The organism is Paracoccus sp. 228 (genome assembly GCF_000967825.1).
GTDB classification, from domain to species: domain Bacteria; phylum Pseudomonadota; class Alphaproteobacteria; order Rhodobacterales; family Rhodobacteraceae; genus Paracoccus; species Paracoccus marcusii.
In genome coordinates, this window is sequence record NZ_JYGY01000001.1 from 449,492 (window position 1) to 469,057 (window position 19,566).

At 66.5% G+C, this 19,566-nt stretch carries 15 protein-coding genes; 5 read left to right on the top strand and 10 right to left on the bottom strand.

Features of this window, described 5'->3' with window-relative positions; all coding sequences use genetic code 11:
- Positions 1–56: 56 nt before the first annotated feature.
- The 4 genes from SY26_RS02140 to guaA form a co-directional block, all read right to left on the bottom strand.
- Positions 57–1,877: a M3 family oligoendopeptidase gene (locus SY26_RS02140; RefSeq protein WP_045999083.1), complete on the bottom strand. Its 1,821-nt coding sequence runs from the start codon at positions 1,875–1,877 to the stop codon at positions 57–59.
- 70 nt (positions 1,878–1,947) lie between these two features.
- The gene (locus tag SY26_RS19750; RefSeq protein ID WP_052715081.1) at positions 1,948–2,745 is read right to left on the bottom strand and encodes a GNAT family N-acetyltransferase; all 798 of its coding nucleotides are present in this window, start codon (positions 2,743–2,745) and stop codon (positions 1,948–1,950) included.
- A 62-nt stretch (positions 2,746–2,807) separates the two neighbouring features.
- Entirely contained in the window at positions 2,808–4,328 is a 1,521-nt protein-coding gene (locus tag SY26_RS02155; RefSeq protein WP_045999084.1) for a cryptochrome/photolyase family protein, read from the bottom strand.
- 75 nt (positions 4,329–4,403) lie between these two features.
- Positions 4,404–5,963: a glutamine-hydrolyzing GMP synthase gene (gene guaA / locus SY26_RS02160; RefSeq protein WP_045999085.1), complete on the bottom strand. Its 1,560-nt coding sequence runs from the start codon at positions 5,961–5,963 to the stop codon at positions 4,404–4,406.
- 123 nt (positions 5,964–6,086) lie between these two features.
- On the opposite strand from guaA, the gene SY26_RS19755 reads away from it, so the two are divergent.
- Positions 6,087–6,599: a CAP domain-containing protein gene (locus tag SY26_RS19755; protein WP_052715082.1), complete on the top strand. Its 513-nt coding sequence runs from the start codon at positions 6,087–6,089 to the stop codon at positions 6,597–6,599.
- 46 nt (positions 6,600–6,645) lie between these two features.
- On the opposite strand, the gene SY26_RS02170 is transcribed toward SY26_RS19755, so the two are convergent.
- The 6 genes from SY26_RS02170 to proS all read right to left on the bottom strand — a co-directional run bounded on the left by SY26_RS02170 (position 6,646) and on the right by proS (position 13,715).
- The gene (locus tag SY26_RS02170; protein WP_045999086.1) at positions 6,646–7,980 is read right to left on the bottom strand and encodes a branched-chain amino acid ABC transporter permease; all 1,335 of its coding nucleotides are present in this window, start codon (positions 7,978–7,980) and stop codon (positions 6,646–6,648) included.
- A gap of 12 nt (positions 7,981–7,992) precedes the next feature.
- On the bottom strand, positions 7,993–9,000 hold the full coding sequence (locus SY26_RS02175) for a branched-chain amino acid ABC transporter permease (protein WP_045999087.1): 1,008 nt from the start codon (positions 8,998–9,000) through the stop codon (positions 7,993–7,995).
- A gap of 3 nt (positions 9,001–9,003) precedes the next feature.
- Entirely contained in the window at positions 9,004–9,831 is an 828-nt protein-coding gene (locus SY26_RS02180; RefSeq protein ID WP_084693643.1) for an ABC transporter ATP-binding protein, read from the bottom strand.
- Positions 9,828–10,610 carry an ABC transporter ATP-binding protein gene (locus SY26_RS02185; RefSeq protein WP_045981209.1) on the bottom strand — a complete coding sequence of 261 codons (783 nt, stop codon included), beginning with the start codon at positions 10,608–10,610 and terminating at the stop codon, positions 9,828–9,830. The genes SY26_RS02180 and SY26_RS02185 overlap by 4 nt, the downstream gene beginning before the upstream one ends.
- 114 nt (positions 10,611–10,724) lie before the next feature.
- On the bottom strand, positions 10,725–11,909 hold the full coding sequence (locus SY26_RS02190) for an ABC transporter substrate-binding protein (RefSeq protein WP_045999611.1): 1,185 nt from the start codon (positions 11,907–11,909) through the stop codon (positions 10,725–10,727).
- Between the two features lie 444 nt (positions 11,910–12,353).
- The gene (proS, locus tag SY26_RS02195) at positions 12,354–13,715 is read right to left on the bottom strand and encodes a proline--tRNA ligase (RefSeq protein ID WP_045999088.1); all 1,362 of its coding nucleotides are present in this window, start codon (positions 13,713–13,715) and stop codon (positions 12,354–12,356) included.
- 129 nt (positions 13,716–13,844) lie between these two features.
- On the opposite strand from proS, the gene SY26_RS02200 reads away from it, so the two are divergent.
- From SY26_RS02200 to SY26_RS02215, 4 genes are read left to right on the top strand one after another with little or no spacing between them, the layout of a single operon-like run.
- Positions 13,845–15,056: an AI-2E family transporter gene (locus tag SY26_RS02200; protein ID WP_064503533.1), complete on the top strand. Its 1,212-nt coding sequence runs from the start codon at positions 13,845–13,847 to the stop codon at positions 15,054–15,056.
- Between the two features lie 4 nt (positions 15,057–15,060).
- A complete protein-coding gene (locus SY26_RS02205; protein ID WP_331497796.1) occupies positions 15,061–15,765 on the top strand; it encodes a chromosomal replication initiator DnaA in 705 nt (234 codons plus the stop codon).
- Between the two features lie 28 nt (positions 15,766–15,793).
- Complete coding sequence (locus SY26_RS02210; RefSeq protein ID WP_045981326.1) at positions 15,794–17,959, top strand: RNA degradosome polyphosphate kinase; 2,166 nt, start codon at positions 15,794–15,796, stop codon at positions 17,957–17,959.
- A gap of 54 nt (positions 17,960–18,013) precedes the next feature.
- Complete coding sequence (locus tag SY26_RS02215) at positions 18,014–19,537, top strand: Ppx/GppA family phosphatase (protein ID WP_045999089.1); 1,524 nt, start codon at positions 18,014–18,016, stop codon at positions 19,535–19,537.
- Positions 19,538–19,566 lie beyond the last annotated feature (29 nt).

Below are 19,566 nucleotides of genomic sequence, written 5' to 3' on the forward strand. Positions count from 1 at the left end.
CTCCTCCGATCCGTTGCGCATAGTCTAGCGCGACGGACCGGGGACGCCAGACGGGATCACGCCTCCAGCGCCTCCAGCTGGTCGATCAGGCTCTCGATCATGGACAGGCCCTTGTCCCAGAAGGCCGGGTCGGACGCATCCAGGCCGAACGGTGCCAGCAGTTCGCGGTGATGCTTGGAGCCGCCTGCCTTCAGCAGGTCGAAATACTTGTCCTGAAAGTCCGGCAGGCCGTCCTCGTAGGTGGCATAGAGCGCGTTCACCAGCCCGTCGCCGAAAGCGTAGGCATAGACGTAGAAGGGCGAATGCACGAAATGCGGGACATAGGTCCAGAACGTCTCGTATCCCGGCATGTATTCGAAGACCGGGCCCAGGCTTTCATGCTGGACGGCCATCCACAGCGCGTTGATGTCGTCGGGGGTCAGTTCTCCCTCGGCGCGGGCGGCGTGCAGGCGGCACTCAAAATCATAGAACGCGATCTGACGGACGACCGTGTTGATCATGTCCTCGACCTTGCCCGCCAGCAGGGCCTTCTTCTGCGCGGGGTCGGTGGTCTTGGCCAGCAGCGCGCGAAAGGTCAGCATCTCTCCGAAGACAGACGCGGTTTCCGCCAGGGTCAGCGGCGTCGAGGACAGCAGCTCCCCCTGACGGGCGGCCAGACGTTGGTGAACGCCGTGGCCCAGTTCGTGCGCCAAGGTCATCACGTCGCGCGGTTTGCCCAGATAGTTCAGGAGAATATAAGGATGCGCGGTCGAGACGGTCGGGTGCGCGAACGCGCCCGGCGCCTTGCCCGGCTTGACGCCCGCGTCGATCCAGCCCCTGTCGAAGAACGGTTCGGCCAGTTCGGCCAGTTCCGGCGAGAAGCCGGCATAGGCGTCCAGGACCGTCGACCGCGCCTCGGGCCAGTCGATCACGCGGGGCGCATCGGTCGGCAGCGGCGCGTTCCGGTCCCAGACCTGAAGCTTGTCCAGCCCCAGCCATTTCGCCTTCAGCGCGTAATAGCGGTGCGACAGGCGGGGATAGGCGGCGGTGACGGCATTGCGCAGCGCCTCGACCACCTCGGGTTCGACATGGTTCGACAGGTGACGGCCGTATTGCGGCGTGGGCATCTTGCGCCACTTGTCCTCGATCGCCATTTCCTTGGCCAGCGTGTTGTGGATGCGCGTGAACAGCCCGACATTCGCGGTGAAGACCCTGGCCAGCGCATGGGCGGCGGCCTCGCGGCGTGCCCGGTCGTGGTCGGTCAGCAGGTTCAGTGTGGCCTCCAGGCCCAGAGTCTCTCCGTCGACGTCAAAGGTCAGGGCGGCGGTCGTCTCGTCGAAGAGACGGTTCCAGGCGGCGGCGCCGACGACCGAAGTGTCGTGCAGGAACTGCTCCAGCTCGTCCGACAGTTGGTGGGGCCGCATCGCGCGCATCCGGTCGAAGACCGGCTTGTAGCGGGCAGGGCCGTCCGCGGCGGTGAACATGGCTTCGTAGGTCGCATCGGGGATGCGGTTGAACTCCAGCGAGAAGAAGATGATCGGCGTCGTCAGATCGGTGATGCGCGCCTGCAGGTCGCCCATCTGCTTGGCACGCACCGGGTCGGTGGTGTTCTGGTAATAGCGTAGCCCGATATAGGACATGACGCGCCCGGCCAGGATATTGATTTGCTCGAACGCCTCGACCGCCTGAAGCATCTGCGCGGGCGTCAGGTCGGCCAGCTTGCCCTGGTATTCGGCGGCAAAGGCCTGCGCCTGCGTCTCGATGCGCGCGATGTCCGCGGTCAGTTCGGGGCTGTCGGGGGCGGTATAGAGGTCGCTGAGATCCCATTCGGGCAGGGTGCCGAAATCGCCCTTGGCGCGCGCCGGATCGGTTGCATCGAAGACGGTGTTGCCTGCCATGGTGGGTCCTTTCAGAATGCTTCGGCGTCAGATGTGGACCCTGCCGGGCAGCGCCGCAAGGGGCGCGCCGTCACAGGGCCGTAAAGGCCCCGGCATGGGTCACGGCGCTGCCCCGGGGCAGACTGCCGTGGATCTGCAGGCCAGGCCCCGCATAGGGGGATGCCAGATCCGCGGGGACGAAACCCGATCCGGCATAGACCGTGGGATCGCCCAGGACCACGACCGGCCCCGTCGCGGCGCGCAGTGCGGCATCGATCAGCGCCCGACCGATGCCGCGCCGCTGCATGGCCGGATGGACAGCCAGCGGCGCCAAGGCGAATGCGGGTTCCGCCGCCTGCAGGGGTGACAGGGCGACAAGGCCGACCGGCACCCCTTCGACATGGGCCACCAGCGCGTGGGACAGATCGCCATCAGCCCGCAGCGCGCGCAGCAGGCGGGCCTCGGCCGGGCCATCGAATGCGCGTACCAGCAGGGTGTCCAGGGCTGCGTGATCCGACGGGACCTCGGGCCGGATCATGACTTGAGCGGCGTGGCGATGAAAATCGCGGCCCATGTCGCGGCTGCGCAGGCCCCAGGGGCTGGATGCCGTGCGGGCCTGATGCGCCGCGAACGCGTCGTCATCGGCAAAGACCTCGGACAGGGTCCAGACCATCGGGTCGTCGGATTGCGCGATGTCAAAGCGCAGGCATCCCGGCTCGGCGCGGCTGGCATCGGCATGATCCTGCAGCAGGTCCAGCGCGGTCAGCATCTGTGCCGTGTCGTGACAGATCAGGCGTCCGTGCAGGGCGACGGGGGCAGGCGACAGGGGCACCGGCGTGCCAGAGGGGTCCAGGGCGGGGGTATGGGCATGGCCGCAGGCGCAATCCATCGGCAGGTCCTTTCGCTGATCGGCGGGCAGCGTGGCGGCACGGCAGCCCCGCGTCAAGCGGCTCAGACCGGATCGCCCGCATCCAGGCGGTCCAGGAACGCGGCCGCGTCGCTGCGGATCTGGCGGCGCTTGTCGGCGTCCATCCGGTCCCAGGTCGCATAGGCGCGCCCGATGCGGGGGTTCGACTGGAACCGGTCGCGATGACGCACCATGAAATCCCAATAGAGCACGTTGAACGGGCAGGCGCCGGGGCCGGTCTTCTGCGTCACCTTGTAGGCGCATCCGCCACAATAATCCGACATTTTGGCGATGTAGTTGCCCGAACTGACATAGGGCTTGGACCCGACCACGCCGCCATCCGCGAACTGGCTCATCCCGATGACGTTGGGTGCCTCGACCCATTCATAGGCATCGACATAGACGGCCAGATACCATTCATGGACCTGCGCCGGATCGATCCCCGCCAGCAGGGCGAAGTTGCCCGTCACCATCAGCCGCTGGATATGATGCGCATAGGCGTGATCGCGGGTCTGTCCCACCGCCTGCGCCATGCAGTTCATCCGCGTGGGCGCACCCCAGTAGACCGGTGGCAGGTCGCGGTCATGCCCCAGCACGTTGCGCGCGGTATAGTCAGGGCCTTCCAGGAAATAGATGCCGCGCATGTATTCGCGCCAGCCGATGATCTGGCGGATGAATCCTTCCGCAGAATTCAGGCGCACCTTTCCCGCGGCATGGGCGTCAGCGGCGGCCTGACACACCTCCATCGAGGATAGCAGGCCCGCGTTGATATAGGGCGACAGGATCGAATGATGCAGGAACGGATCGTCCTGCAGCATCGCGTCCTGATAGGGGCCGAACTCGTCCAGCGCATGGTCGATGAAATGCGCCAGGACCTGCAGCGCGCCGGCCCGGTCGGTGGCATAGCCAAAGGGCCGCAGACGGCCGAAATTGTCGGAAAACCGTGCCTCGACCAGGTCCAGAACCTGGGCGGTCACCGCGTCCGGTTCGAACCGGGGCGGGGGGATGCGCAGCAGGTCGGCCTGGGCGGGCTTGCGGTTGTCGTGGTCGAAGTTCCACTTGCCGCCCATCGGTTGGTCGCCCTCCATCAGCAGCCCGGTCTTGCGGCGCATCTCGCGATAGAACCACTCCATCCGCAATTCCTTGCGGCCGTCGGCCCAGGCTTCGAATTCGGGCTGGCTGCAGACGAAGCGGTCGTCGGGCAGCTGCGTGACGGGCACGGGCAGGTCGTCCAGCGCGGCGATCAGGCGCCATTCCCCGGACCGCGTGGCGATCACGCGCTCGGCGCCATGCGCCGCGGCATGGCGCAGCAGCTCTCCGGGAATGGACTGGGTGTTGTCCGGATCGTCCAGCGTCGCATAGGCGACGCGGTGGCCGGCCTCGCGCAGACGGTCCGCGAACTTGCGCATCGCGGCGAACAGGAAGGCGATCTTCTGTGGGTGGTGGGGGACATAGCTGGCCTCGGACATCACCTCGGCCATCACGATCAGATCGTCGGGGCGCGCTTCGCGCAACGCTGACAGGTCAGGCGACAGCTGGTCGCCCAGCACCAGGATCAGACGCATTCCACACCCCCAGAATGACAAGGACGCGCAGGTTGCCCTGCGCGTTCCCGACATGTCATGCGACGCGGTGCCGCGTCATTCCCATTCGATCGTGCCTGGCGGCTTGGACGTGATGTCATAGGTGCAACGGTTGATGCCCTTGACCTCGTTGATGATCCGTGTCGCGGTCTCGCCCAGGAAATCGTGGGTGAAGGGATAATAGTCCGCCGTCATCCCGTCGACCGAGGTCACGGCCCGCAGCGCGCAGGCGAAATCATAGGTCCGCCCGTCGCCCATGACGCCCACCGTGCGCACGGGCAGGATCGCCACGAAGGCCTGCCAGATCTCGTCGTACAGACCGTGCTTGCGGATCTGGTCGATGAAGACCGCGTCGGCCTTGCGTAGGATCTCCAGCTTTTCGCGGGTGATCTCTCCTGGGCAGCGGATGGCCAGACCAGGCCCGGGGAAGGGGTGGCGGCCGATGAAGCTCTCGGGCAGGCCCAGTTCACGGCCCAGTTCGCGGACTTCGTCCTTGAACAGTTCGCGCAGGGGTTCCACCAGCTTCAGGCCCATCTTCTCGGGCAGGCCGCCGACGTTGTGGTGCGACTTGATCGTGACCGACGGGCCGCCGCTGAAGCTGACGCTTTCGATCACGTCCGGGTATAGCGTCCCCTGCGCCAGGAAATCGGCGCCCTCGATCTGGCTGGCGTATTTCTGGAACACGTCGATGAACAGCCGGCCGATGGTCTTGCGCTTGACCTCGGGGTCGCTGACGCCCTCCAGCGATCCCAGGAACAGGTCGGCCTCGTTCGCATGGATCAGCGGAATATTGTAGTTGTCGCGGAACATCTTGACGACGTCCTCGCCCTCGTTCAGCCGCAGCAACCCGTGATCGACGAAGACGCAGGTCAGCTGGTCGCCGATCGCCTCGTGGATCAGGACCGCCGCCACCGACGAATCCACGCCGCCCGACAGGCCGCAGATGACCTTGCGGTCGCCCACGGTCTCGCGGATTTTGCGGATTGCCTCGTCCTTGTAGCTGGCCATGGTCCAGTCGCCGGTGAAGCCCGCCAGCCGGACGAAGTTCTCCAGCATGGTGCGGCCGTTCGGCGTGTGATGCACCTCGGGGTGGAACTGGACGGCATAGAAATGGCGCGCCTCGTCCGCGATCATCGCCATGGGTGCGTTGGGCGAGGTGCCGATGACCTCGAAGCCCGGCGCAAGGCTGGTGACGCGGTCGCCATGGCTCATCCAGACCTCTTCGCGGCCCGTGTCGAACAGGCCGGCAAAGATGCCGTCGGACTTGTGGCCCGGCGCGGGCGCGATGAAAGCGCGGCCGTATTCGGCGTGGTGCCCGGCCTCGACCCGGCCGCCCAGCTGCTCCATCATCACCTGCTGGCCATAGCAGATGCCAAAGACGGGCACGCCCATGTCGAACACGGCCTGGGGCGCGCGCGGGCTGCCGTCGGTCGTGACGCTGGCGGGACCGCCCGACAGGATGATCGCCTGCGGCGCCATCTGGCGCAGCGTGTCGTCGGTCACCGTGTTGAACGGGTGGATTTCGCAATAGACGTTCAGTTCACGCAGGCGACGCGCGATCAGCTGCGTCACCTGGCTGCCGAAGTCGATGATCAGAAGGCGCTGGTGCTGGGTCATGGGTGCGCTTTAAGCGCGGTTTCAGCACCTTGCAAGCATTTCGGCGCCGGGGCGGGCGGGAACCGACGAAACCCGCGCGCGTTCGGGGTCAATCACCCCGATCCGTGCAAAAGGTATGTCCCGATGAAGCGCTTGTCCCTTGCCGCCACCTGCGTTCTGGCCCTGTCTGCCTGCCAGATGCCGATTCCCGGCCTGACGGCCCCGCAGGCCCCCGCCGATCAGGCGCTGGCCACAGAATGCCGCGGAGAGGTCGATGCGGGGCTACGCCTGTCTGCCGCCGTCAACGCCGCCCGCGCGGCCGAGGGCAAGAACACACTGGCCAGCAGTGCGGAACTGGACCGCATCGCGCTGGCCCATGCCTGCGACATGGCGCGGATGGGCCGCGCGGACGTGGCCGGGTCGAACGGGTCGAACGTCGTCGACCGCGCGCGGTCCGTGGGCTATCCGACCTGCGGCGTGGTCCAGCTGGTCGGCGCCGGCGGCACGCCCGAAGGAACCGTCAACGCGTGGCTTGTCCCCGGCCCGCAGCGGGAACAGGTCCTGGGACAGCTCAGCTATCAAATCGGCAGCGGGGTCGCGCGCGGCGCGGACGGGCGGCTGTGGCACAGCACGGTCCTGGGCAACAACTGCCGCTGAACGGACAAGGGGCGCGGTGTGATCCGCGCCCCTTTCCCACGTCGCCTTATTTTTCGGGCAGCAGGCCCCGTGGCGCAAAGCGCAGCACCAGCAGCAGCACCGCCCCCATCGCGATGAAGCGCATGTGCGGCGCGCTGTCCAGCAGGTGCGCCTTGACCGGCCCGTCGGCCATCGGCCCGGTCAGCATGGCGATCAGGGCAGGGCCCCAGACCTCGGCCTTGATCCACAGGAACCAGATGGTGACGGCCCCCAGCACCGCACCCCAGTTGTTGCCGGACCCGCCGACGATCACCATCACCCAGATCAGGAAGGTATAGCGCAGCGGGTTGTAGCTTGTCGGCGCCAAGAGCCCGTCCAGCGTCACCATCATCGCCCCCGCGACCCCGATGACCGCCGACCCCAGGATGAACACCTGCAGGTGGCGGCTGGTCACGTCCTTGCCCATCGCCTCGGCCGCGGTCTCGTTGTCGCGGATGGCGCGCATCATGCGGCCCCAGGGCGATTTCAGCGCCAGTTCGGCCAGCAGGATGATGACCAGCAGCACGACCAGGAACAGCGACATGTAGGACAGCTTGACCCAGATGCCCGACGCCTCGGCCGCGGGGAAGCCCCAGCTGGCGGCAAAGTCGACGAAATCCGGGTTGCGCTGCAGGGCCACCTCCTGCGCGACGGGGCGCGGGATCGAGGTGATGTTCTTGACCCCACGGGCCAGCCAGTCCTCGTTCTTCGTCACGGCCACGATGATCTCGCCGATGCCAAGCGTGGCGATGGCCAGGTAATCGGACCGCAGGCCAAGGGCGACCTTGCCGATGGCCCAGGCCGCAGCGGCCGCGAACAGGCCGCCCACCACCCAGGACAGCAGCACCGGCAGGCCGAGGCCGCCGATATTGCCGTTGCGGGCCGGGTTGTTCGCCTCGATCGCGATGACAGCGGGATCGAACAGCCAGCGATAGGCGACAAAGCCGCCGATCAGCACGACCGCGGTCAGGATGCCGCTGCGGGTGCGCGTCCAGGCCAGCTTGGCCATGGCCAGCGTCCCTACGCCCACGGCCAGCGCCAGCATCAGCCGCGTGCCACCCGCGGCCCATGCTCCTTCGACCGGGGGCAGCGACACCAGGACGGGGGCCAGCGCGCCCATCGCCAGAAAGCCCACCACGCCCACGTTGAACAGGCCCGCATAGCCCCATTGCATGTTGACGCCCAGGGCGGTGATCGCGGACAGCAGCCCCATGTTCAGGATCGCCAGCGAGGTGTTCCAGCTGCCCGAGAACATGCTGTTCCGGACCGTGCCCTCCAGCACGAACAGGATGGCCAGCACCCCGAACAGGATCGGCGCGCGCCAGGGGCTGGCGGATGTCGCGGCTTGACGGTTGGTTGCCATGATCTCTCCCCCTCAGACCGATTTGCCGCGGAACAGGCCGGTGGGCCTGAACAGCAGGACGACGATCAGGATCACAAAGCTGACCGCGAATTTGTATTCCGTGCCCAGAAGCTGCATCAGCCCGCCGGGTTCGTACCAAGGCGCCAGATAGCCCACGACCTTGACCCACGGATAGGTCACCGCGACCTCGGAAAAGGCCACCAGGAAGCCGCCCGCGATGGCGCCAAGCGGATTGCCCAGGCCCCCGACGATCGCCGCAGCAAAGATCGGCAGTAGGATCTGAAAATAGTTGAAGGCCTTGAACGACTTGTCCAACCCGTAAAGCGTGCCCGCGATGGTCGCCAGCGCGGCCGCGATGATCCAGGTCAGGCGCACGACGCGTTCCGGGTCGATGCCCGACAGCAGGGCCAGATCCTCGTTGTCGGAATAGGCGCGCATGGCCTTGCCCGACTTCGTGCGGTTCAGGAACCAGAACAGCGCGATCATCACGATCAGCGCCACCCCCACGGTCAGCGCCTGGGTCGAGCGCAGCGCCAAGCCTTCCTCCAGCCCGGTCATCTCGCGGAAATCGCGGACCGCGATCAGAAAGCGCGCGCCGTCGTCAAAGCGGATCTCGTCCACGCCGATCAGGATGCGGGTCAGGCCGTTCATCACGAACATCACGCCGACCGATGCCATCACCAGGATGATCGGCGCAGCCTTCTGCCGGCGATAGAATTTATAGACTGCGCGGTCGGTGCCCAGCACCAGCAGCGCCGTCAGCGCGATGCCAAGGGGCAGGGCGATCAGCGCCGTGGGCAGCGGGCCCGCGCTGACGCCCAGGGATTGCAGCCCCCAGGTCAGCAGGATCACGATTCCCGTGCCAAAGGCCATTGTGTCGCCATGCGCAAAGTTCGAAAACCGCAGGATGCCATAGATCAGCGTGACGCCCAGGGCGCCAAGCGCCAGCTGCGCGCCATAGGCGGCGGCCGGGATGAAGACGAAGTTCAGAAAGACCACGAGGGCGTTCAGGATATCCACGGCTCAGCCCCCCAGGAAGGTGCGACGCACCTCGTCGTTCTGCATCAGGTCGGCCCCGGTGCCGGTATGGGCGTTCGCGCCCTGCACCAGCACATAGGCCTTGTCGGCGATCATCATCGCCTGGCGTGCGTTCTGTTCGACCATCAGGACAGGCAGACCGCCCCGCGCGATGGCAATGATGCGGTCGAACAGCTCGTCCATGACGATGGGGCTGACGCCCGCGGTGGGTTCGTCCAGCATCAGCACCTTGGGTCGGGTCATCAGCGCACGACCGACGGCGACCTGCTGGCGTTGACCGCCCGACAGTTCGCCCGCGGCCTGGCGGCGCTTGGCAGCGACGGCGGGGAACAGGTCATAGACCTGCTCCATCGTCGCGCGGATATCGTCGCGGCGGATATAGGCGCCCATCTCCAGGTTCTCCTCGACCGTCATGGACGGGAAGATGTTGTTGACCTGCGGGACGAACCCCATGCCCGCCTTGACCCGGTCCTGGGGGTTCAGCGCGGTGATGTCCTGACCGTTCAACCGCACCGATCCCTGGCGCAGGTTCAACATGCCGAATATGGCCTTCATGGCCGTGGATTTGCCCGCGCCGTTGGGGCCGACGATCACCGCGATCTGGCCCTGTTCGACCGCGATGGTGCAGTCGTGCAGGATGTCGGCGCCCTTGCCGTACCCGCCTGTCATCGCCTCGCCGATTAGAAATGGATCGCCCGCGCGACCGGCGCCCACCGGTCCGGACCGCCGTGTGCCGTCGATCTGGCCCATCCCCTTGATGTTCACCACCGAGGCGTCGCGGTTGCCGCGATTGCCAAAGCCTGCGTCGCTCATGCGCCCACCATGTCCTTGTTCTTCAGGCCGGTGCCCAGATAGGCCTCGATCACCGCCTCGTTCTTCATGATGTCCTGGGCGCTGCCCTTGGCAAGAACCTTGCCCTCGGCCATCACGATCACCGGGTCGCACAGCTTGCCGATGAAATCCATGTCATGCTCGATCACGCAGAAGGTATAGCCGCGTTCCTTGTTCAGACGGATGATCGCGTCGGCGATGGTCATCAGCAGGGTGCGGTTCACGCCCGCGCCGACCTCGTCCAGGAAGACGATCTTGGCGTCGACCATCATCGTGCGGCCCAGCTCCAGCAGCTTCTTCTGGCCGCCGGACAGGTTGCCGGCCTTCTCATGGGTCAGGTGGCGGATGGTCAGGAAGTCCAGAACCTCATCCGCCTTGCGCTTCAGTTCGGCCTCCTCGCGCTCGATCCGGCCGCGCTGGAACCAGGTCTTCCAGATCGTCTCTCCGGATTGCGCGCCGGGGACCATCATCAGGTTCTCGCGCACAGTCATCGAGCTGAACTCATGCGCCAGCTGGAAGGTGCGCAGCAGGCCCTTGTGAAACAGCTCGTGCGGCGGCAGGCCGCTGATGTCCTCGCCGTCCATGAAGACGCGGCCTGACGTGGGGGGCAGCACGCCCGCGATCACGTTGAACAGCGTCGACTTGCCCGCGCCGTTCGGCCCGATCAGCCCGGTGATCGAGCCGGTCTCGATCGTCAGGCTGGCGCCGTCCACGGCGCGAAAGCCGCCGAAATGTCTGTGAAGATCCTCGACACGGATCATGCGTCACCTTCCCTGTCTTCACATTCCTGGTGAAGATGTGCCGTCAAGCGGCTGTTATCTTTGCAAAACGGCCCGGCACCAAGATGGTGCCGGGCCGCCTGTTCAGGTCTGCGATCAGCGATAGCCGACCACTTCCAGCTTGCCGTCGGTGAACTGGATCTCGCGGAAGGTGCCCGCGGATTCGCCCGGACCCACCAGCTCGACCGAGGTGCCGCCGACATAATCGACGTCGCCGCCGCCGTTGATGATCTCCAGCGCCTTGGCCAATTCGCCCGGCAGGATCTCCTCGCCGGGGCCGTTGGCCACGTCCATGATGTGCTCCTTGTAGACCGCCGGGTCCGACGACTTGGACTTGGCCATCGCCAGCAGCATCAGCGCCGCCGCGTCATAGGCCTCGGCCGAAAAGGCGCCCGAGCCGTCAAAGCCCGCGGTCTCGGCCATCGCCAGATAGGCCTCGCGGCCTTCGCCCTCGGCTGCGGGGTTCTGACCGAAGCTGCCCTCGATCTCCGACCCGAAGTTGTCCTCCAGCGCTTGGCCGACCATGCCGTCCGGGAACACGAAGGTCTCGAAGGCGCCGCTGTCCAGCGCGCCGCGCACGATGCCCGAACCGCCCTGGTCGACATAGCCCACCACGACCAGCGCATCGCCGCCCGCGGCCGACAGGGCCGCGATCTCGGCCGAATAGTCGGCCTTGCCGTCGTCATGCGCGCTGTTGACGGTCACGGTGCCGCCATTGGCGGTAAAGGCCGCGGCAAAGCTGTCCGCCAAGCCCTTGCCATAGTCGTTGTTCGTGTAGGTCACGGCGACGGTTTCGATGCCGCGGTCGGCGATGATCTGGGCCATCACCTCGCCCTGGCGGGCATCCGACGGGGCGGTGCGGAAGAACAGTCCGTCATCCTCGATGTCGGTCAGCGCGGGCGAGGTGGCCGACGGAGAGATCATCACGATGCCGTTCGCCTTTGCGACGTTCTCCAGCGAGGCGATGGTCTCGCCCGAGCACATGCCGCCGATCAAGCCCTTGATGCCTTCGGATGCGATCAGACGCTCGACGGTCGCGGTCGCCGCGGCGGCGTCGATGCAGGTGCTGTCGCCCGTGACCGCCACAACGGTCGACCCGTCCAGCAGAAGGCCGGAATCGCTGACCTCCTTCATGGCCATCTCGGCGCCCTGCTGCATTGCGGGGGCCATCGATTCCAGCGGACCGGTGAAGCCGAGCGAGATGCCCAGCTTGATTTCTTCGGCGCCCGCGGCACCGGCCATCAGCGCCCCGGCGGCGGTCGCGAGAAGAAGCTTTTTCATGTGGAAGTCTCCCAGTTGGAACATTGTCCTGCGCGTCAGGTTAGAGGCGCAACATTCAAAAAGAAAGTGCGTTGTCGCGCGTATTTGCATGGTTTTTGGACAGGTTGACGTGTGACGCAGGGGCAACTTTGGACCGCATGATCGCCCCTCGCTTCAAGCCGGCTTTGGGACGGTCGGCCGTCGCCGTGGTCATCCCGTTCCGAATGGTATTGCCGGCGTTTCACGGGGTTCAGGGACGTCGGACGTCATCGCCGATGTCGAATAGCATCCGCCTAACTTGTGCAGCGGTTGCGTCTTTGAAAATGCCATGTTCGAACCTGACATCCGCACTGGTCATCCTGTCAACCATGCCCCCGATGGCGGACCAACACAGAGGGGCAATGCGCGGGTGGTCGGTCGCCACGACGCTTGCGATGAAGCGCGGCGGCGACCGTCCGTCGCGGCCTACTTGTCCGCGACCGTCACGCCCAACACGGGCTGATAGATCTGCGCGATCCGGGCGATGGCCTCCTGGGGAGAGACCTCCTCGGTCTGGCCGGTGCGGCGGCTGGTCAGCTCGACCTTGTTGCTGGTCAGGCCGCGCGGACCGACCGTGATGCGCCAGGGCAGTCCGATCAGGTCCATCGAGGCGAACTTTGCCCCGGCGCGTTCGTCCCGGTCGTCGTACAACGGGTCCAGGCCGCGGGCCTGCAGTTCGGCATAGATCGCGTCGCAGGCGGCGTCGGTGGAATTGTCGCCCTGCTTGAGGTTGACAATGCCGACGTGGAAGGGGGTCACACCCTCGGGCCAGATGATGCCCTTGTCGTCGTGGTTCGCCTCGATGATCGCGCCCAGCAGGCGCGACACGCCGATGCCGTGGCTGCCCATGTGCACGGGAACCTGCGCACCTTCGGAGTTGCGGACCATCGCGCCCATCGGTTCGGAATACTTGGTCCCGAAATAGAAGATCTGGCCGACCTCGATGCCGCGCGCGGTGCGGCGGCGTTCCTCGGGGACCTGGGCATAGACGGCCTCGTCATGCGTCTCGTCGGTGCGGGCATAGCGGCTGGTGAACTCCTCCAGCACGGCCTGGCATTCCTCGACGCTGTCATAGTCGATGTCCCGGTCGCCAAAGGTCAGGTCGGTGATCTGGCTATCATAGAACACCTCGGATTCCCCGGTTTCGGCCAGGACCAGGAATTCGTGGGTGTAATCGCCGCCGATCGGGCCGCCATCGGCGCGCATCGGGATCGCCTGCAGGCCCATCCGTTCATAGCTGCGCAGATAGCTGACCAGGTGGCGGTTGTAGGCGTGTAACGCGTCTTCCTTGGTCAGGTCGAAATTGTAGCCGTCCTTCATCAGGAACTCGCGGCCACGCATCACGCCGAAGCGCGGGCGGATCTCGTCGCGGAACTTCCACTGGATGTGGTACAGCGTCAGCGGCAAATCCTTGTAGCTGCCGACATGACTGCGGAAGATGTCGGTGATCATCTCCTCGTTCGTGGGGCCGTACAGCAGGTCGCGCTTGTTGCGGTCCTTGATGCGCAGCATCTCCTCGCCATAGTCGTCATAGCGGCCGCTTTCGCGCCACAGGTCGGCGGGCTGCAGCGTGGGCATCAGCATCGGGATGTGACCGGCGCGGGCCTGCTCCTCGTGCACGATCTGCTCGATGCGCCGCAGCACCTTGAAGCCCAAAGGCAGCCAGGAATAGATGCCCGCCGTCTGCTGCTTGATCATGCCCGCGCGCAGCATCAGCCGGTGGCTGACGATCTGCGCCTCTTTGGGGTCTTCCTTCAGCACGGGCAGGAAATAGCGCGACAGACGCATGGCACGGGTCCTTCAAAGCGGTTCGGTCCGCAGCGTTACCGGATCGGTCCGGCCTTGCCAAGCATCGCGCTTGCAACCAGACGCACGGGGCGGCACATTCGCCGCAGGTTTCTGGACAAGGGTCGAACCATGCGCATCCCCGTACGCAAGCAGGTCATGTGGTGGGGCATCGCGGCGCTGACGTTGCTGGTGACGCTGTGGCTGCTGGGGCAGGCCGTCCTGCCGTTCATCCTGGGGGCGGGCATCGCCTATCTGCTGGACCCGCTTGCCGACCGTCTGGAACGCGCGGGTCTGTCGCGTACCATGTCCGTGGTAGTGATCACCTTTGCGGTCGTGCTGGCCTTCGTCGCCATCGTTCTGCTGGTCATGCCGATCCTGGTGCGCCAGGCCACCGCCCTGATCGAGACCGCGCCGGAAATGATCAGCCAGGCGCGGGGTTTCCTGGACACGCGCTTTCCCAACCTGATCCCGCAGGGCGACGGGCTGCAGCAGACGCTGACCGACCTGCAGGCGACGATGGGCGATCAGGCCGCACGCCTGGCATCGACCGTCCTGGGATCGGTCACCGGCGTGCTGGGGACCGTGGCGCTGCTGGTCATCGTGCCGGTGGTCGCCTTCTATCTGCTGCTGGACTGGGATCACCTGGTCGCGGCCATCGACGACCTGCTGCCGCGCGAACATGCGGCGACCATCCGCCAGCTTGCCGCCGAGATCGACGACGCGCTGTCCGGGTTCCTGCGCGGACAGGGGGTCGTGATCGCCATCCTGGGGACGTGGTACGCGCTGGCGCTGATGCTGGTGGGCCTTCCCTTCGGCTTCTTCATCGGGATCATGGCGGCGGTCCTGTCCTTCATCCCGTATGTCGGGGTGCTGATCGGGGGCGCGACGGCCATCGGCGTGGCGTTGTTCAGCTTCTGGGGCGATCCGCTGTGGATCGGCGCGGTCGTCGCGATCTTTGCCCTGGGCCAGATCGTCGAAGGCAACTATCTGCAACCCAAGATCGTCGGCGGCCATGTCGGCCTGCACCCGGTCTGGCTGCTTCTGGCGCTGTCGGTCTTCGGCGCGCTGTTCGGCTTTGTCGGTCTGGTCATGGCAGTGCCGATGGCGGCGGCGCTGGGGGTGCTGGCGCGGTTCCTGATCGCGCGCTATCGCGAAAGCTCGCTGTTTACCGGGCAGGCATTGCCGGCGGAACCGTCGCAGCCTATCCTGGTAGAGATGGTGCCCGCGGGCACCGTGGCCGCACGGATGCGCACCGCGCGGATGGATGCCGACCGCGCCCGCAGCCAGCAGCAGATCGAGGCCATGCAGGAAAACCTGGCGCGCCGCGACCTGCAAGGCTGACGGGTTGAGCCTGTTTCCGCCCTCGCGCCAGCTGACGCTGGACCTGACCACGCCACCCGCCCATGCGCGGGCGGATTTCCTGCCCGCGCCTGCCAACCATGCCGCGCTCAAGGCGCTGGACCGCCCCCAGGACTGGCCCGCGGGCCGGATGCTGCTGATCGGGCCCGAAGGGTCGGGCAAGACCCATCTGGCGGCCTTCTGGGCGGCCGAGAACGGCGCGCGCCGCATCAGCGCCTCGGCCCTGCGCCCCGATGCCGCCGATCTGCTGGCCGCCGACGGCGGCGCCGTGGTGGTCGAGGATGCCGATCACGCGGGCTTTGCCGCGGGGGCCGAACAGGCGCTGTTCCATCTGTGGAACCTGTGCGGACCCCGCGACTGCCTGCTGCTGCTGACCGCACGGACGCCGCCGCGGGACTGGGGACTGGTGCTGCCCGATCTGCGGTCGCGCATGGACGCGATGCCGCAGGTGCGGCTTGGGTCGCCGGACGAAGCGCTGATGGCCGCGGTACTGGTCAAGCTGTTCGCGGATCGCCAGCTGGCCGTGCCTGCGGGGCTGATCGACTGGCTGGTGCTGCACATGGATCGCGACCTGGGCCTGGCGCGTCGGCTGGTCGCGGCGATGGACCATGCGGCCATGGCGCAGAAGGGCCCGGTGACCCGCCGGATCGCGGCCGACCTGCTGGACAAGCTGTCCGAGGGTGACGCATGATCGCGTCCACGCCAGCCGCCGGACGATCATGACCCAAGCCGATTTTCTTCGCACGCCGTTCCCTGAACCCAAGACCTTGCCCGAGGGCGTTCCCGAAGGCGCCGCGCGGTTCTTCAACCGCGAGCTGTCCTGGCTGTCGTTCAACTGGCGCGTCCTGGACGAGGCGCGCAATCCCCGCGTGCCGCTGCTGGAGCGCCTGCGCTTCGTGTCGATCAGCGCCACAAACCTGGACGAGTTCTACACTGTCCGCGTGGCCGGCCTGCGCGAACTGGTGCGCGAGGGCAGCACCACGCCCTCGGATGACGGCCTGACACCGGCGGAACAGCTGGCCCTGATCAACGCCGACGCGCGCCGCCTGATGGGCGCGCAGCAGGGCGTCTGGAACACGCTGCGCAAGGAGATGGAGCAGGCGGGCATCGTCATCCTGTCCCGCCAGCGCCTGACCCGCGCCGAGGAGGAGTTTCTGAACGGCCATTTCCAGAACCTGGTCTTTCCGGTCCTGTCGCCCTTGGCCATCGACCCCGCCCACCCGTTCCCGTTCATCCCGAACGCGGGCTTTTCGCTGGCGCTGGAGCTGGCGCGCGAGACCGATGGCCGCAAGATGCAGGCGCTGCTGCCGATCCCCGCGCAGCTGCCGCGGTTCGTGCCCCTGCCGGGCGGGCAGCGGTTCCTGCGGCTGGAGGATCTGCTGCTGATGCATCTGTCCAGCCTGTTTCCCGGCTATCGCGATACGGGCCATTGCAGCTTCCGCGTGCTGCGCGACAGCGATCTGGAGGTCGAGGAGGAGGCCGAGGACCTCGTCCGCGAGTTCGAGACCGCCCTGAAGCGGCGCCGCCGCGGCAGCGTCATCCGGCTGAAGATCACCGCCGGCGCCCCCGACCGCCTGCGCCGCCTGATCATGGAGGAGCTGGAGGTCAGCCCCGACGAGGTGATCGAGGTCGAGGGCCTGCTGGGCATGGCCGATCTGCGCGAACTGGTGCTGGACAGCCGCCGCGACCTGATGTGGCCCGCCTTCACCCCCCGTGTCCCCGAGCGGATCCAGGACCATGACGGCGACATGTTCGCGGCGATCCGCCAGAAGGACATGCTGCTGCATCACCCCTACGAGACCTTCGACATGGTCGTGCGCTATCTGGCGCAGGCGGCGCGCGACCCGGACGTGCTGGCGATCAAGCAGACGCTGTATCGCACCAGCCGCGACAGCCCCATCGTGGACGCGCTGTGCGAGGCGGCCGAGGCCGGCAAGTCGGTGACCGCACTGGTCGAACTCAAGGCCCGCTTCGACGAGGCCGCCAACATCCGCCAGTCGCGCCGGCTGGAGCGGTCGGGTGCGCATGTCGTCTATGGCTTCGTGAACTACAAGACCCACGCCAAGATCAGCACCATCGTACGACGCGAGGGCGAGGGCCTGGTGACCTATACCCACTACGGGACCGGCAACTATCACCCGATCACCGCGCGCATCTATACCGACCTGTCGCTGTTCACCTGCAACCCGGCGCTTGGCCGGGACGCGACCAAGGTCTTCAACTATCTGTCCGGCTATGTGCAGCCTGCGGGGCTGGAGAACCTGTCGATCTCTCCGATCGACCTGAAATCGCGGCTGATCGACCTGATCGGCCGCGAGGCCGAATATGCACGCCAGGGCCGCCCCGGCGCGATCTGGGCCAAGATGAACTCGCTGATCGAGAAGGACGTGATCGAGGCGCTGTATGCCGCCAGTGCCGCAGGTGTCCGCATCAGCCTGATCGTTCGCGGAATTTGCGGAATCAGGCCAGGAATCAAGGGTTTGTCAGAGAATATTCGCGTGAAGTCGATCGTCGGGCGTTATCTGGAACACAGCCGGATCGTGTGTTTCGGGTCCGGCCACGGCATGCCGTCGCCCAAGGCGCGGGTCTTCATCAGTTCGGCCGACTGGATGGACCGCAACCTGAACCGCCGGGTCGAAACGCTGGTCGAATGCGTGAACGACACGGTCAAGGCGCAGATCGTCAACCAGGTCATGGCCGCCAACATGGCCGACGAGGCGCAAAGCTGGTTGTTGCAGCCGGATGGCCGTTTCCTGCGTTACCTGCCCGAGGGGCGTGACGATCTGTTCAACTGTCATCGCTTCTTCATGGAAAACCCGTCCTTGTCGGGACGGGGAACGGCAGGCGCGCGTGACGTGCCGGCCCTGACCCATTCGGCGGATTGACGGTTTGGCCCCGCCGGGCCACTTAACGGGCGACCAAGGACAAGGGGCTGCAAGATGAACGGCGTACGCACGACAAGCGGCCAGACGATCGAGCCATTCGGCGGCAAGTTCCGCAAGCTGCCCAAGCGGGCCCTCAAGCGGATCGGCGTGGTGGATGTCGGGTCGAACTCGATCCGGCTGGTGGTGTTCGACGGGGCGGCTCGTTCGCCCGCCTATTTCTACAACGAAAAGGTCATGGCGGGTCTGGGCCAGGACATGGCCCGCACCGGCCGCCTGAACCCCGAGGGGATCAAGCGCGGCTTTTCCGCGCTGGCGCGTTTTGCAGCGCTGGCCCGCAGCATGGACATCGCGCCGCTGACCTGCGTCGCGACCGCCGCCGTGCGCGAGGCCGAGGACGGCCCCGCCTTCCAGCGCCGCGTCGAGAAGGAGACCGGCCTGAAGCTGCACGTGATCGACGGAGAGGAGGAGGCCCGGCTGTCCGCGCAGGGCGTCCTGCTGGGCTGGCCCGACGCCAAGGGGCTGGTCTGCGACATCGGCGGCAACTCCATGGAACTGGCGGAGGTCGCGGACGGCAAGGTCGGGCGGCGCGTGACGTCGCAGCTGGGCCCGTTCCGCCTGCAGCAGGTCGCCCCCGATCAGCTGCGCGCGCATATCACCACGATCCTGCAGGGGCTCGCCGAAAAGCTGGGCACCGATCACGACCGGATCTATCTGGTCGGCGGGTCGTGGCGCGCCATCGCGCGGCTGGACATGGAGCGCGTGGGCTATCCCATGACCGTCCTGCATGAATACCGCATGACCCCCGACGCGGTCGCCGACACCGTCGCCTGGATCGGCAAGCACGACTTGGGCACGTTGCGTGCCAAGGTCGGCATCTCCGCCTCGCGGATCGAACTGGTGCCGCTGGCCTCGCAGGTCCTGTCACAGATGATCGAGGTGTTCGATCCCAAGGAGCTGGCGGTGTCCAGCTATGGCATTCGCGAAGGGCTGCTCTATGAGCACATGTCGACGACGCTTCGCAAGCGCGATCCCCTGATCGAGGCGGCGCGCTTCACCGAAAAGCAGATGGCCCGCCTGCCGGGTTTCGGCAAGAAGCTGTACCAGTTCCTGCTACCGCTGTTTCCGAACCTGACGCCCGAACGCGACCGCCTGATGCGGGCGGCCTGCCTGCTGCACGACACCGCATGGCGCGCCCACCCCGATTACCGGGCCGAAGCCTGCTTCGACAACGTCACGCGCGCGAACATGGCGGCGCTGAGCCACCCCGAGCGGATCTTCCTGGGGCTGGCGCTGCTGCACCGCTACAAGAACAACCGCGCGGAATCGCAGATGGCGCCTCTGTTCGCGCTGCTGGATGACGACGAGATCCGCGCGGCCGAGATCCTGGGCAAGGCAATGCGCTTTGGCGCGATGTTCGCGATCGACGATCCGTCCGATGCGGCCAGCCTGCGCCTGACCCCGGCCGGCACGCTGGAGCTGCGCCTGACGTCCACCGGCCGTCACCTGATGGGCGAGGTTGCGCAGTCGCGCTTTCTGTCGCTGTGCAAGTCGATCGGCGTCGTCGGCATCGTCAAGTAGACGGGCCATCGACACTGTCGGATGCGAAA

What these genes read in the sequence shown, in the direction of transcription:
- SY26_RS02180 (WP_084693643.1), bottom strand. Translation starts at nt 9,831, where the DNA reads ATGAGCGACGCAGGCTTTGGCAATCGCGGCAACCGCGACGCCTCGGTG.
- SY26_RS02155 (WP_045999084.1), bottom strand. Translation starts at nt 4,328, where the DNA reads ATGCGTCTGATCCTGGTGCTGGGCGACCAGCTGTCGCCTGACCTGTCA.
- SY26_RS02210 (WP_045981326.1), top strand. Translation starts at nt 15,794, where the DNA reads ATGACCCAAGCCGATTTTCTTCGCACGCCGTTCCCTGAACCCAAGACC.
- SY26_RS02190 (WP_045999611.1), bottom strand. Translation starts at nt 11,909, where the DNA reads ATGAAAAAGCTTCTTCTCGCGACCGCCGCCGGGGCGCTGATGGCCGGT.
- proS (WP_045999088.1), bottom strand. Translation starts at nt 13,715, where the DNA reads ATGCGTCTGTCGCGCTATTTCCTGCCCGTGCTGAAGGAAGACCCCAAA.
- SY26_RS02215 (WP_045999089.1), top strand. Translation starts at nt 18,014, where the DNA reads ATGAACGGCGTACGCACGACAAGCGGCCAGACGATCGAGCCATTCGGC.
- SY26_RS19750 (WP_052715081.1), bottom strand. Translation starts at nt 2,745, where the DNA reads ATGGATTGCGCCTGCGGCCATGCCCATACCCCCGCCCTGGACCCCTCT.
- guaA (WP_045999085.1), bottom strand. Translation starts at nt 5,963, where the DNA reads ATGACCCAGCACCAGCGCCTTCTGATCATCGACTTCGGCAGCCAGGTG.
- SY26_RS19755 (WP_052715082.1), top strand. Translation starts at nt 6,087, where the DNA reads ATGAAGCGCTTGTCCCTTGCCGCCACCTGCGTTCTGGCCCTGTCTGCC.
- SY26_RS02170 (WP_045999086.1), bottom strand. Translation starts at nt 7,980, where the DNA reads ATGGCAACCAACCGTCAAGCCGCGACATCCGCCAGCCCCTGGCGCGCG.
- SY26_RS02185 (WP_045981209.1), bottom strand. Translation starts at nt 10,610, where the DNA reads ATGATCCGTGTCGAGGATCTTCACAGACATTTCGGCGGCTTTCGCGCC.
- SY26_RS02140 (WP_045999083.1), bottom strand. Translation starts at nt 1,877, where the DNA reads ATGGCAGGCAACACCGTCTTCGATGCAACCGATCCGGCGCGCGCCAAG.
- SY26_RS02200 (WP_064503533.1), top strand. Translation starts at nt 13,845, where the DNA reads ATGCGCATCCCCGTACGCAAGCAGGTCATGTGGTGGGGCATCGCGGCG.